The organism is Cyanobium sp. Tous-M-B4 (genome assembly GCF_024345395.1).
In the GTDB taxonomy this organism is placed as follows: Bacteria; Cyanobacteriota; Cyanobacteriia; order PCC-6307; family Cyanobiaceae; genus Cyanobium_A.
In genome coordinates, this window is sequence record NZ_JAGQBA010000005.1 from 181,622 (window position 1) to 194,833 (window position 13,212).

Annotated in this window: 13 protein-coding genes and 1 pseudogene; 7 read left to right on the forward strand and 7 right to left on the reverse strand. The window is 58.4% G+C overall.

The genetic code is table 11. The annotated features are described in order from the left end of the window. Positions 1-416: 416 nt before the first annotated feature. Entirely contained in the window at positions 417-1,667 is a 1,251-nt protein-coding gene (locus KBY73_RS11170) for a site-specific integrase (protein WP_254937171.1), read from the reverse strand. Positions 1,668-2,047: 380 nt separating this feature from the next. Here KBY73_RS11170 and KBY73_RS11175 point away from each other — a divergent pair, with 380 nt between their 5' ends. The 4 genes from KBY73_RS11175 (at position 2,048) to KBY73_RS11190 (ending at position 4,692) form a co-directional block, all read left to right on the forward strand. Next, complete coding sequence (locus tag KBY73_RS11175) at positions 2,048-2,329, forward strand: hypothetical protein (RefSeq protein ID WP_254937172.1); 282 nt, start codon at positions 2,048-2,050, stop codon at positions 2,327-2,329. A gap of 250 nt (positions 2,330-2,579) precedes the next feature. Continuing rightward, complete coding sequence (locus tag KBY73_RS11180; RefSeq protein WP_254937173.1) at positions 2,580-3,047, forward strand: DUF2493 domain-containing protein; 468 nt, start codon at positions 2,580-2,582, stop codon at positions 3,045-3,047. 76 nt (positions 3,048-3,123) lie between these two features. Beyond that, positions 3,124-3,756, forward strand: a complete 633-nt coding sequence (locus KBY73_RS11185; protein WP_254937174.1) for a siphovirus Gp157 family protein — start codon at positions 3,124-3,126, stop codon at positions 3,754-3,756. Positions 3,757-3,852: 96 nt separating this feature from the next. Further along, positions 3,853-4,692: an RAD52 family DNA repair protein gene (locus KBY73_RS11190; protein WP_254937175.1), complete on the forward strand. Its 840-nt coding sequence runs from the start codon at positions 3,853-3,855 to the stop codon at positions 4,690-4,692. A gap of 19 nt (positions 4,693-4,711) precedes the next feature. Here the strand turns inward: KBY73_RS11190 and KBY73_RS11195 are convergent, their stop codons facing one another. Beyond that, a complete protein-coding gene (locus tag KBY73_RS11195; protein WP_254937176.1) occupies positions 4,712-5,272 on the reverse strand; it encodes a hypothetical protein in 561 nt (186 codons plus the stop codon). Between the two features lie 901 nt (positions 5,273-6,173). Here KBY73_RS11195 and KBY73_RS11200 point away from each other — a divergent pair. Next, a complete protein-coding gene (locus tag KBY73_RS11200; protein ID WP_254937177.1) occupies positions 6,174-7,025 on the forward strand; it encodes a hypothetical protein in 852 nt (283 codons plus the stop codon). Positions 7,026-7,029: 4 nt separating this feature from the next. Here KBY73_RS11200 and KBY73_RS11205 read toward each other — a convergent pair whose 3' ends face one another. Genes KBY73_RS11205 through KBY73_RS11215 form a run of 3 tightly spaced genes read right to left on the reverse strand, consistent with a single transcriptional unit; the run spans position 7,030 to position 8,074 of the window. Next, complete coding sequence (locus KBY73_RS11205; protein ID WP_254937178.1) at positions 7,030-7,584, reverse strand: DUF4236 domain-containing protein; 555 nt, start codon at positions 7,582-7,584, stop codon at positions 7,030-7,032. A 3-nt stretch (positions 7,585-7,587) separates the two neighbouring features. Next, positions 7,588-7,911: a hypothetical protein gene (locus tag KBY73_RS11210; protein ID WP_254937179.1), complete on the reverse strand. Its 324-nt coding sequence runs from the start codon at positions 7,909-7,911 to the stop codon at positions 7,588-7,590. Further along, positions 7,904-8,074 carry a hypothetical protein gene (locus KBY73_RS11215; protein ID WP_254937180.1) on the reverse strand — a complete coding sequence of 57 codons (171 nt, stop codon included), beginning with the start codon at positions 8,072-8,074 and terminating at the stop codon, positions 7,904-7,906. Before KBY73_RS11215 ends, KBY73_RS11210 begins: the two co-directional genes overlap by 8 nt. A gap of 180 nt (positions 8,075-8,254) precedes the next feature. On the opposite strand from KBY73_RS11215, the gene KBY73_RS11220 reads away from it, so the two are divergent. After that, positions 8,255-8,578: a hypothetical protein gene (locus KBY73_RS11220; RefSeq protein WP_254937181.1), complete on the forward strand. Its 324-nt coding sequence runs from the start codon at positions 8,255-8,257 to the stop codon at positions 8,576-8,578. Positions 8,579-9,034: 456 nt separating this feature from the next. Here the strand turns inward: KBY73_RS11220 and KBY73_RS11225 are convergent, their stop codons facing one another. Both KBY73_RS11225 and KBY73_RS11230 read right to left on the reverse strand, forming a co-directional pair. Then, positions 9,035-10,480 carry a hypothetical protein gene (locus KBY73_RS11225; RefSeq protein WP_254937182.1) on the reverse strand — a complete coding sequence of 482 codons (1,446 nt, stop codon included), beginning with the start codon at positions 10,478-10,480 and terminating at the stop codon, positions 9,035-9,037. 131 nt (positions 10,481-10,611) lie between these two features. Then, entirely contained in the window at positions 10,612-11,274 is a 663-nt protein-coding gene (locus KBY73_RS11230; RefSeq protein WP_254937183.1) for a hypothetical protein, read from the reverse strand. Between the two features lie 1,600 nt (positions 11,275-12,874). Here KBY73_RS11230 and KBY73_RS11235 point away from each other — a divergent pair. Continuing rightward, positions 12,875-13,085, forward strand: a pseudogene (locus tag KBY73_RS11235) (cell division protein SepF); the annotation flags it as partial. Positions 13,086-13,212: the final 127 nt, after the last annotated feature.

Here is a 13,212-nt window from a genome sequence, read left to right on the forward strand (position 1 = left end):
CCAGATTCAGCTCTGAATAGCCAGCCGGCCGCGCAGCCGCGCGAGGAGACTTGGGGCCTTCCCCTTCCCCATCAACGCGGGCGAAGGTCCGGCCACCGCAGCCGCGGGGAAGTGCCTATGCCCACCATCCCCAAATCACCGGCCCCGGAGCGGAGGGCGGCAGCGGCTGGCCGATGCACGCCACGGCGCAGCCGTGGCACGCTGAAGGACGGCCGCTGCCGGACGTAGCCGTGCGGTCCGTGATCAGCCGTAAGCCAACCGCTCCGCAGATCTCAGACGCCCTGCAACACATCGGGCCGCTCAGAGCCACCTTGAATCGATGAGGTTTGCCCTGCCAGCCTGAACGAGGTCCTGCTTCTCCTGCGCCACGGTTGCCAGACCCGCTGCTGGTGGACGTGTTCGATGCTGGCCCTTAGCTACTGGGCAGCAGAAAGATCAACCCCGAGGAGTGCTGCGTTCGCCCGCTCGAAGGCCGCAGCCGTTCCTGAGTGGCTTGCCCAGGGATATGAGCGGCAGTGGACCTCGAAGCTGTGACCCATGCTCAATGCCACCGACCCGGCATCGATGCCGCGCAGGTGGCCACGCAGGCTGTAGCTGTGCCGGAAGCTGTAGGGCACTAGCCGCTCACCTTTGGCAGCCAGGAGCGCTTTGAGGCTGCACCAGCCGTGCTGGCGGTTGAGGTAGGTGCCGATCGCATCCCCAGCGCCGGTTCCGCTACTTAGCGGCGGGAGCTCGATCAAGCCCGCCTGCCACCGCCCCATCAGGTTCCACTGCTGCACCGTGCCTTCTGAATCCACCAACGGCAGCGGATGCACTCGCCGCGGTTCAGTGTCGCCGCCGCCGCTGCGCTTCCGATAGCTGCACCACCAGTAGGGCTGGCCGGTGCTGCGGTCCTTTTGCACCGAGAGGTGCAGCAGCTCGATCGGTCTCAGGCCGAGTTCGGCTAGAAGCCGCAGCGCTTCTGCCCATCGCCCACCCGCCGCATCGACGGGCAAGGATGCCAGGAGGTTGATGATCTGTTGATCCTCGATTGGATCCCCCTTGCTGCGGTTGAGATCTTGTGTGGGCCTGCTGCCAATGTGCGAACGGAGATCGCTGGGAGGCAGCCACATCGCCGGGAAGCCCTCGCGGTTAACGCAGTAGCGCAGAAACTGCGATAAGGACTGAGCTCGAATCTGTCTCATCCGACTTCCCGTAGCCCACTGCCGGATCATCTGATCCAGCAAATTGGCGGGGGACGTTGGTGCCTTCTGGCTGGTAAGCGCCGCAACGGCATCGGCAATCACAGGCGCGTAGCTGTGGTCCCACGTGACCTGCTTGACCGCACGGCCGTGCTCCATCTTTTGCACTCGGAACCGCTCAACGGCGCCAGCCCAGTCCATCACTGGCTTTGGTGCTTTGCCATCAGCAATCTCAGCTGCGGCCTTCAGGGTGTGCCCCTCTGCAACCAGTGGGTAGATATTGCGTACACGGGTGAGAACATCACCAACTGACGCTTTGGCCCAGTCGAAAGGAAGGAAGACGGTCTGCTTTGGCTGGCCGGGGTAACGGAGCTCTAGTCGCACCTGGCCGCGGAACTCGTAAACGTTCCAGCCCTTGGCGGTGCTGCTGCGCACCGATGTCCTTAGAGCTTCTGACCAGGACTCCTGGCGACGTATCGCTGGCATAGCAGGGGCCCTCGACAGCCCGCTTGTGGGCAAGATGTGGGCAAAACTAGCCCAGCCTGACCGGACAAGGCCACCCAGCGTCGACCAAAACCCTGATCAACACTGAAACGGCCTTATGGGGGCTGAACCCAATAGCCGCTTTGGGAGCACTAGGTCGCAGGTTCGAATCCTGTCGCCCCGACTAGTCACCGCAAGGGTTCTCGGCAATACCGGGAACCCTTTTTTCTTGTCTGCAAGAGAAAGTGCAAGAGAACAAGGAGCTTCAGGCCTTGCGTTGCTCACGTGCGGACATGGGTCGGTGGTGGCTGGAGTCAGGACCATCCGGCAGGAGATGGGGCCAGAGCCCGAGTTTCTCTTGCATCTCTTGCAAACCATCGCCGATGCGCAGCCCTGCGGCAGAACAGCAAGCTCCGCTGGGCTACGGCCGGCAGCGGCCGTCCTTCAACGTGCCACGGCTCTGCCGTGGCGTGCATCGGCCAGCCGCCGCCGCCCTCCGCTCCGGGGCCGGCGGTGTGGGGGTTGTGGGCATGGCCGCTCTCCCGCGGCTGCGGTGGCTTAGCGGCCAGCCGCCGGTGGGTGGCTGGGGTGAGGCCCCAGCTTCCCTCGCGCGGCTGCGCGGGCACTGGTCAATTTTGAGCGGATCTGGTGGTCTTAATTCTTAGTAAGCCGAGGCCGCTGCGCATGGGCTTGCTTTGTGCAGATCAATTGCCTTGCAGTGGTTTTACTGGCTCATAAGTGCACTTGTACTGCTAGAATATGGGCTGCGCCAAAGGCCCCTAGCCCATCGCCTGCGGTAATCCAATCCCCTGATCTCGCCAGCGCTTCCGCTCTTTTATTTGCGGTGTGTTGCCCCGGTCAGTTGTCACCTCTGGCAGCTGATTCATGGATCTTTGTATTCCTTCTGGGCCCGCAGTGGCCCCATCCCATTCGCTTGTGATCGCGGCCGGTGGTGGCCGTGATCTGGCCTGGTCCCAGCAGCGGGTTGCTTCTGAGCTGCTGGCCCGCAGCGGTGGCCGCCTTGTTCACCTGTTGCTCCACGGCGGTGCCCGCGGCGCTGATGCCGCCATTGGTCGCGCTGCCCAGCAGCTGGGTTGGTCAGCCCTGGTGATGCCGGCCCAATGGAAGCTCCATGGCCGGGCCGCTGGGCCAATCCGTAATCGGGAGCTACTCGAGCAGGCCATTGCCCGGGCTGTTGCCCACAGCTCTCCTGGCTGCCTCACCTCTGTGCTGGTAGTCGCCTTCCCCGGTGGTGCCGGCACGGCCTCGCTGGTGAGAGAAGCCCGCCGCATGGCGTCGCGTTCTCCGGTGCCGATTGCCGTGGCCGAGGTCAGCCCAGCAGCCGGGCTTTGGGCAGTGTCGGCTGGCGTCGGCCGCTCCTGATCTCCCAGCGCCACAAGCCTTTGGTGCCCCTGGCGCTCCGTTCCGTTCTTTACATCCCCATCGCCTTCTCACCGTCATGGCTGTTCTCACCCCCATCCCTGCTCTAGTCGCTGCACCTGCCCCAGCGGCAGCCCCCTCGGTATCAGGCCCTGCCTGCTCCCTCCAGCGCTCCGGCTCCATCTGGCAGCTGGGCAGTGAGGCTCAAGAGCTCACCACCGCCATCGGCCAGCTGGCCGAGCAGCTGGAAGCTGATGATCCCGAGCAGCGGGCACTGGCCCTCGCCGAGCTGGAGGCCGCTCTTCTGGCAGAAGAAGGCAACAAAGCTGCCCTCGCCGCTAAGGCCGATGCAACCTGCTGGGTGATCGAGCACCTGCGCGGTCAGGCCGCCTACCGCAGCCAGCAGGCCAAGCGGCTCGCCGATCTGGCCCGTGGTGATGCCGGCCGGGCTGATGCGCTGGAGGAATCGCTGATCTTTGTCCTCACCCAGCTGCAGCCGGCTGCAACACGCTTCTCCTTCCCCGATCACGAGCTCTCAAGCCGCAAGTCCTCCGCCGTTGTGATCGACGACGAGCAGGCCCTCGATGCCGAGTGGCTCACTTTCTCCACCACCAGCAAGCCGGACAAGAACGCCATCAAGGAAGCCCTCAAGGCTGGCCGCCAGATCACCGGCGCCCAGCTGCTCAACCGCCGCTCTTGGCGCATCCACTGAGGGGGCAGAGCCCCCCTCGATATGGGTCTGTTGCAAGAGCCGTCCCAACTCACTTCATCACCACTCCAGCGCAATTCATTCACCCGGTTCATCACCATGACCACAACTGTTTCCTCCAGCTCACCTAGCTGTGTTTCTCCGTCCAGCGCACCTGGCGGTGCGACCTTCTCCGCTGAGCAGATCGCTGCCCTCTCAGCCCCGCTCGATCGCGCCAAGGTCAAGCAGCGCGAGCAGGGCCGCTCCAAGGTTTCCTACCTAGAAGGCTGGCAAGCAATTGCAGAAGCGAACCGCATCTTTGGTTTTGACGGCTGGCAGCGCGAAACCGTCACCCTCCGCTGCGTCAACCAGAGCGAACGCACCATCGGCCGCGACAACCGCCCTGGCTGGGGTGTCACCTACACCGCCCGCGTACGCATCAGCATCAGCACCGCCGGCCAGCCGGCCCTGATCCGAGAAGGCAGTGGGGCTGGCCACGGCATCGATGTGGACCTGGGCCAGGCCCATGAATCTGCCCTCAAGGAGGCCGAAACCGATGCCATGAAGCGCGCCCTGATGACCTTTGGCAATCCCTTTGGCTTGGCGCTCTACGACAAGCAGCAGAGGGAGGTCACCAGCTCGGCAGGGGAAAGCAGCACTCCTCCCCCGACCAGCGCCAGCAACGGCACGCGATCAATCCATCGCCGCCCCTCGCTAGCAGCTCCTATCCCCACCAACGACCCAAGCCTGATACCCCTCGATCCAGCCATCACCCGCCAAATCCTCGCCACCTTGCGCGGTCTGCCCCGGCCGGTGCTGGAGGGGTTCACCAAAGCCTTCCGCAAGCGGTTTCAGGTGCCGGAGGAGGCCACATCAATCGCCGATCGGATCCTGCAGAAGCAGCATCACGACTGGATCGAGGCCTACCTGGTGCAACACCAGCAGGTGGTGGCTACATAGCCCTGAGTGGGCTTTCGCGTCAGGGCGCGAAGTGTCTGGAATGGGGGCTGGTTGTGCGCCGTGGAGCAACGGTGCAGCTCAGAGATTGATGGTCCTGTCGACCAGGCAGGTGGAACCAGATAACGGTGGGCAGGTTCAGATCCCGAGCCAAGTAGGCCACAGTTGTGGCGACCTCCTGCACAGCTCGAGTTGTGCTGCAGCCCTGACTGAGGGCGGATTCTTCGGCGATCGGCTCGGGCGGGAAGAAAGGTGACTCTGAATCCATCACGGAACCTTCTGATGCCCAGCCGTGGTGATGACCGGAAGCGGCACATGGTTCCAGGCCTGGTGTGGCCTGCTCTGCAATGGGCCCGAGCTGAAGACCTGTGGGTGACAACTGCACGCTCACCTCAGCACCCTCGTAGGTATGCAGCTCATTGAGGTCGCCGAAGCATCTGCTGAAGGCCTTGGCCTTGCAGGTTCCGCCCTGTGGATGGATCAGCAATACGTCGGCATAGGGGTCACCCGTTGCGGAGACCCCGTATGCCTCGACCCTGTTCAGCAGATAGCGGTTTGGCTGGGGCGCAGGCATCACCGCCACCCCATTACTGAAGCGACCAAGCGCTGTTCAGAAGAGCAGGAGCTGCCCACCGAACAAGCCACGGAAGGCATCAAGCTCGTTGCGGGAACCGTCAAGGCGCCATGAGCCACTGACAAGTTGTGTACGCCGGACTCGCCGTCCGGCTTCTGATGAGTCACCATTAAGCAGCTCTTGTTAGGGAGCACCCTTCAAGGGGAGGCTCAGGGAGGTAGAAGCCCCTGGGCCTTTCCTTTTGGAAAGACCCAGGGCTCCCTGCCCGGAAGACCGAGCGAAGCCAGTCCCTGTCGGGTGTCAAATCAGTTTGGCAGCACCGGTGGGGTGTGCAACGCGTGACTAGCACCAGGGACAGCGCAAGCGCGCATGGGGTTGCGAAATGTTGCAAAAATTTGGGGGTTGTGCATAGACTCGCGCGTTGTGAATGTCTTGCGCACGAGTTCTTCAGGGCTGCGCACTACGGGCCCGTGTATCCCGAAATATCACGAATCCCCGAGACCGTCTGCGGCGCAACGGGTCTTAAAATGTTCTCATTAGACTTTCCTTGGGACAATGTGACGATTGAGGAAGTGTCCTCGTGGGTGCGGCGAGGGGCTGGGCCTGCCTCTCTGCCTCGTCGTTTTTATGCGGCGGCTGCATAAATCGGTCGATTGGACGCAGTACGGCAGGCAGGTCATGCCTTTAGCCAGCGGCTACCCATTGGATGGTTTGTGGGCCCATGGCGCTGGCGATCACGCCACACGGTCTGCCCTGGCTTGCAGGCTGCTGGCTTCTGCGGGGCGCAACGGCCGGTCTGCCAGCCCAGCCATTACCGCCATCCTTCTTTCGCTCCCGCCTGGCTTTCCTGCGATAGCTAACTGGTGATCATTGCCCAGCAGGCCAAGCTGGTGGTTGGTTATAGGCAGCCATGGCCCAGCAGAACAATGGTTGCGGTATCGGTTGCGGTGGCCTGCTGGCTTTGCTGGCCCTGGGGTTTGTGCTGGCCTACTGGCATTTCTTTCTGATTGCGGCCGTGCTGGTGGCAGCCATCGCAGCGGTGGTCTATGCCGCTCTGCTCCACAACCAGCAACAGCTCAAGCTGCTCATGCAACAGGTGGAACGACGTTTTCGCCATGACCCCTGCATGGTTCAACAGCGGTTTGGGGCAATCGACTCTCTCAACGTGGCCGGCGATCTTTACACCCCCAGGATCAATGTGGTGTGCCGCACGGTTGACTCAGATAGCAACGAACGCCATTCCAGCGTTATCTCCACCAGCATCAGCCCGCCGGTGGAGCGCAGCCGGTTGCGGGCAGCCAGCGGTGTTAACACCTGGCTGCAGAGCGCTGGGATCAGCCTGCTCGATGACCTCTCGGTAGAGGCCAAGGCGGTGCGCGCTGCCATGGCTTGCCTCAAGGAGCGCCATTGGACCGCCGATGCGCTCACCAAGCTGGCTGGGCTGACGTCAGCGCTGGTGGAAACACTGGAGAAAGCAGAGGGCAATGAACTGCTCGAATCGGCGATTCCCCAGTTGCAGCAGGCGCTGACTGCTTTTGAGGCGGAGGAGGACAAGCTGCAGCAGGCCAACGCCAGTGCTACCGAGATGCTGCGCAAGCTCAATGACTTCCTAAGCGTGCCGGCCAGCATCCGGCCGATTCTCAGCTTCGATCTCGATCAGCTGTTTGACCCCCAGCGTTTCTCTGACCTCGAGCAGTCGTTCTCCGAGGTGGTTTTGCTGAACGATGCCTTCCGCCAGCTATCAGAAGAGCGGCTGGCCTGAGGCGTCAGCGCAACCAGCCCCTTGCCGTTGCCAGACGTGAGGCCTCCTGCACCGCTTCGATGCAGCGCTGGGCGCGGCGTTTGGCATCGTCCTGCCCCTGAGCCCGGAATACATATGCCTCCATCGCCTCCGGCGTTTCGATCAGAGCCAGCAGGCCAGCGGTTCGTGCAGTTAAGGAGCCAGCAGCAAGCAGGTGGCTCACCAAGCCGTGATCCCACAGCTGCTCCCCAGTGGAGCTGGGTGCAAACAGCTCCTGGCGCAGCACCTCCAACAACTGCTGCTTAAGGGCATCAAGCTGACCGGGCCGCAGCCGGCGGCTGTTGGGCAGCCCTTCCGCTCTCCCCCCAGAGATCACGGTTGGACGATCCGGCGAATGCTCCACGCTCCAGCTCAGGCCCGTGCCCGGCACTCCCACCGTGGTGCGCGCACCACCACTCCGGGCGACGGGGATGTTGAACGAGGCGCCCCGCCCACCAACGGAGATGGAGCTCAACCCGCCCTTGCTGAAATTGAAACGCAGCGGGCCCAGGCGGGCAGAGCGGCGAAAGCGGAAGCCCATGACTCAGCGGCTCTTGGCGCAGTAGTTGCCTGAGGAATACCAGCCCAGCGGGCAGGACTTGCCGGTTTTCTGAATCGCCTCGCGCTCGTTACTGGGGCTGCTGAGGCAGTAGTTGCCAGATGAGTAGAACCCCAGCGGGCAGGAGTTGCCGCTCTTCTCTATGGCGCCGCGGGTGTTGCCACTGGTGCTCGGCACGCAGTAGCTGCCGGAGCTGTAATAGCCCAGCGGACAACCTCCCACTTGCGGGAGGGGACGCACCGGTTGCTGGGCCAGCGCGGCGCTGGCACTCAGCAGCATGCCGGCGGCGATCAATAGTGGCTTACTCATCGGTGGTGGGCTTTGCCAATTCATCGAGCAGGCGGCTAACTAGGTCACCACGGCTGTGCAGACCCCACTCCTTACGCAAGTCATCCAGCCACACCAGGGTGGATTGGCGCAGCTCAACGCTCACCCGCACATAGGGATCGTCACCGAAAGGAGGCCGACTCATCGAGAGGCTGCGGGCTTTTCAGCATGGATGGCCAGAGAGCCGCATGCAAGCCCATGGGAGGGCTTGCTGCAGTGCGTTCTGGGATGGACTGGATGAGGAGCAGCGCTCGGCCCTCTATCGCGCCGCTTTTGAAGCCGGCGTCAATCTCAGCCACGGGAGGGCGTCCTCAGGGCAGACGGCATGATTCCATCTGCCCTGAGGGCCGGTGGAGTTGCGGCACTTTTAACCCGCCTGCTCGAGCAGCCGCTGGATGCGACACAAATTGCGGTGCTCCAGGAGCGGCTGCTGCGCCAAGGCGCGGAACGGCAGGATCAACTCCCCGAACTGCTGCTGCGCAGTCCGCATCCTGCGGATGATCTTCAGCACTGGCTGGCGGACAAGGACCTCAGAATCTGGTGGCCGCAGGCGCAGGGGGGAACAGCTGCGCAAGGCTGGCAGTTCGGAAGCGCTGGCTGGAATCGCAGCCGTGGTGCGGAGGCCATGTCTCCCTCCGGCATCGCATGAGCCCCCGCCGACGGCGGACTCGAATCCTTGATGCACCGGGGGGGGTGGCGTCTGATGTAGATGGGCACTGCCTGTACGAGGGCCCGTTCCCTTCGGCAATTGCTCTTGCTGCACAGCTGCTTCATCAGCGCAAGACCTTGGCCATCACCCGTCCATCCGAGCGCAATGTGCTTCTGCATCAGTCCGTCAGAGCGGTGGGCCTCTCCGCACTGAGCGGAGCCGGGTTTTCCCTGGTGATCAGCTTGTCGCTGGCCCTCATTCCAGGGGGGTAAGCTCTGGCTACTTGCAGACACAGTTGGCAGCGCAACACGCTTGCTAACCGACTTGGGAGATAAGGCTTTTGAGCTTAAAACTTGGGGCTCAAGATAGTAAGCAGAGCAGTCAAGGAAGTTTAAACTAACAGGACATGGCTCGTAGCACCTCAAAATAGATGTTTAAGCGCGTCCGAATCTTTAATTAAAACGGATTTTCGGACAGAAGCTGATCGATTCTTTCCTTGTATAACTCCTCTTGCGTGTCAAGCATAAAAGATCTATTGACCTTGACAATCCTTATCTGAAACTCTTTTGTTTCCTTTAGCTGATCATAGCTGCAGACTCCTAGTCGGAGAGCCGGCCATACAATATTTGATTGTAAAACGCAATGGTAGTACTCAAATCGTTGGTTGATGAGGTGCAATTTGTCTCTGATCTCATTACGGAGAGATCTGAGGCGTGTATAGATTTTTTGCGCGCGTTTTTCTATAGAATCAGTTTCTATTGCTAGCTCCTGGTGCGCATGCCTGTCAAGGATTAAGGATTGATTATCAGCGATATCTATAACACTAATCTTTGCTCCCCCGACAGCAGAGTCGTTTGGATCACCGAATCTCGCCTGACGTGCCGATTGGGAGGACATAAGGCTAAGTATTGCCTCAATGTCTTTATTCATCCATGGCCGAAGTAGAGAGTTCTTGATATCTTCGGCCTTGTCTGCTACTAGAAGGCTAAGCTGCTCCTCTAGCCAGGCGAAATGAGATCCCGATTCATCATGAGTTTCCCGAATAATGTCTACTATTTCATAGAGATCAGCCTTTGATAGAGATGTCACTCCCCCATTTGATGATGAGATGTCTGGCTGCTGTAACGCGTGGTAATCATCATGAGAAGTTTCAGACTCGCTCGGCAATTTATGCAAAGGTGGGCCGTTCTTCAGGAAATCAAATACAACTTCGGTATCACTCCGAAATGCTTCTTCATGGTTATTAATCATTGCCAGCGGCTTATCTTCTCCGTCACTAAGCGGGGCGCTAGTCCACCATTCTTTGCTTTTGGAGTATTCAGAGCAATTCTCCACCAGCTGGAGAAACCGACTCATGGTCGCATGATGATACACATGAAAAGCTTTATCACTACCATCCCTTAGCTTCGAGTGACTGGTACGGTTGCGATACGAGACGAGTAGGAGCGAAGACAGTTCGATGATCTCTTGGAAGTCAAAGGTGAACTCTTTTATTGAATCCTGTATTCCGGCGTCACTAATAGCCCTGGAGGCTTCCGGATATTGCTTATAATAAATAAGGCGTTTCAGCAAGTTTGAAACACTGATCCTGCCCTTGAAATCGCTAAGATAGCCAATCGCAGCTTTAAGTTCAACATTCGTGCATTGTATCTCGCGAATGCAGCTCTCGAAAAAATCTGCGTCTGCAATGAAGATCTTTTTTCCTTCTGAGTCTATGCCTGTAAATTGGGCTTTCGTTCCGGGAACTGATCCCGCGACAGGCCCTTGATCAGTTTGTGTTGTTTTATAATCGCCATAGCCCTTGAACTCAACCTTAATGCCCTTGCATATTTCAAAGAGAGAGGCCAGCGATATGAGGATTCCTTGTGTAATCCAAGGCTGACGCCGATCGTCGTAAGACATAATGATCAGAGATAAAGGCGGCGAATTGGGGTGAATTGCACGAACACGTAGATTTTTAGTATAAATCCAAAGTCCTCTTGTATATATCTAGCATTTCATCCTTTTGTCGGCAGCGCCCGAACTGATCCTTATCAGGACTTGAAACCGTTCTGAACATCACTGAATGCCCTGAAACTCTTAACTCGAGCTCCTGAATCCTTCCGCCCTAAGCCCAGGGCATCGCACAATCTCGCGTATATGCGAGGAGGAAAGCCGCCACGATATTGCCAGGCATCTTGGTCGCGTTCCATTTCCAATATGCCTGATATATACTTGTATTTGGCGCTAAGCTTGTTAGCGATAATGTAACTTGAGACCTGCCTGCTTTCGGTAAATCCCAAGGCCTTGACCTCATCTACAAGTTGAGCAAACTCGATCTCTTCAAGCTCATGCCGCTTAATGGCCTCAACCCGCATCAGTTCCTGGGTTTTGATAAAAGAGTCTTTCTCCCTCCATCTACCCGCGCCACGTTGCACTGCCTGGGCAATGTCACTGGAAATTAGCGCTTGTCGCGAATATTTATCTATCTTGTCCTGAAGGGCTACATGGCTTGACCAAGATGCGACGTCATCTTCAATCTCCATCAAGGTACGCGGAGACACATCTGGCAAACGAGATGATATTTGTATGGCAAGCTCCTCTAAAGCTTTTAGGAGATTTGGCCTGGCTGGACTCTTTTCAGAGAAAGTGCGCATTATCGACGCTCGAATCGCATCGACCTTGTCTTTTAGCTCAAGCTTGCTTGTCGAGCCCATAAGTTGCCTAATCTCTTGGTCTGTAAGCATAAGATTTGGAACCTATTTGCTTGGGGGCATAGGCTATCATGATTCTGATATAACCGGTATCCTAAAGTCAGGTCGGTGGTGAGTTGGGGCGTGATCAGCAATGCACATGTTAAGGGCTACAAAGCAAGCCTAAAGATGCTCCAATGAGAGCTTGCTTCAGGGCTAGTCTTGATTCTTTCCACTGGGTCTTTAAACCTTTACGAAAGGCCCCTAGGTCCATCTTGATTGGGTCTTGTGGTGGGAGACTTTTTCTTGGAAAGCATCTCGAGCGTCCAACGGCTTAGGTGGTCTTCATTCTCTAGCTGAGCAAATATCCATTTAAGTACGGTTCTGCGACTCGCAAATCCGAGTTGATCCTTGAGGGCATCGACAACAGAAATCTCAGCTTGCTCGCAGTGGATATAATTAATCTGGCAGTCACGAGAATGTTCGATCTTGAAAGACAGCGTTGACTGTGATGGCTTTAAGTGGTTTGCTGGTTGATTCATGCTTGCTCAATAGCAACTGATGAAGCCGCCTATGGCATAACAGCTGGTTGTGCCATGGTTGTCTGTATATGTCGCGATTGCTCCATTCCTGCCTAGGGGAAGTACATAACCATTCCCTGAGTAGCCGCCGGAGCCGTTGATGCTGTAGTTGCTGAACTGTGGAGAGCTGTAGCCGCTATAAGACCATGGATACGCGGAGGCGGGGGTGGTCAGGGCTGCCAATGGTGCGGCGAACGCGATTGTAAGCAGAAGCTTTTTCATTATTTTGTTAGGCGAGTTGGATGAATCCTGGCTAAATGTGTATCAGCAGTTAATAAGCTGTGAGCAGCTGTTTGAGCGATAGCGCAGGTTTTGTTGCAGGCCTGGCTGGTATGAGCCGGGCGAAGAGACCTGCGGGCGGCCGGGCGTGAGTCGCGGACCGAAGTAGTCCCCGCTCGACCAGCCATTTCCTCGTTGAAAGTTCTGCTGAGAGGGAGAGAGGCCATACCCGCCCCACTGAGCAAAAAGTGGATAGGCATTCACTGCCTGGAAAGGCGTTGCGGCGGCGACCGCACCGCAGAGCGCGGCCAGAAGGGGGCGAATCATTTTGGACATGGGTCCTCTTGGTGGACTCTTTAAAGGATATGGGTCCCTAGGGGGGACCCCGCTAGGAGGTGTGACAGGTGCTGCATTGGCACAAGGCATTGCAAGTCTTGCTCTGACCAGCTTTCAGCGGTTAGCCTGAAGTCCACCGGAGGGACTGCCTTTCTCTCCTCTGCTTCTGGGTCCTTGCAATGACTGGAGAGTTGAATCCCCAAGCGTCGGGAATGCCATTGATACCTACTGAGCTCCCCGGCGCGCTCAAGCGCTCTCGCCAAGTCAAGGTCACCCTCAATGCCGCCGAGCTCGAGTTTTTGGACCGAGTCGTTGCTCAGATGGGTTCAGATCGATCGTCTGTTTTTCGCCATCTGCTTCGTATGGCAGCAGGGGGTGCGTTCTCGGGTTCGGACGAGACGTCAATGAGCGAAAGGGAAACTGGCGTTTCCTGCTTGGATTCACCCTTGGTTAGGGATAGGGAGCCGAGATCTCCGGGCGGGGTCAAAATGTTTGAGCCGCGTACTTTTGACGAAATACCTTCTGCAATTCAGGCATTGCGAGAAGAAAAAATTGTTCTTCTCAATCTGACTATGGTGAATTCGGATCAGGCACAGCGTGCAGTTGATTTTGTCGCTGGCGGGACTTTCGCCTTAGACGGCCATCAAGAGCGGGTTGGGGAAGCGATATTCCTGTTCGCGCCTAGCTGTGTCCCTGTAGAAGCGGTTGCAGCCGCTTCCGTCGCAGCTGGGAAACAACATGTCAAAGGTAGTACGCCACCCCTTTTGGCTGAAACTCCCTTTGAGGACCCAGGTGGAATGGATATGCCTGTGTCGGATACAGAGAT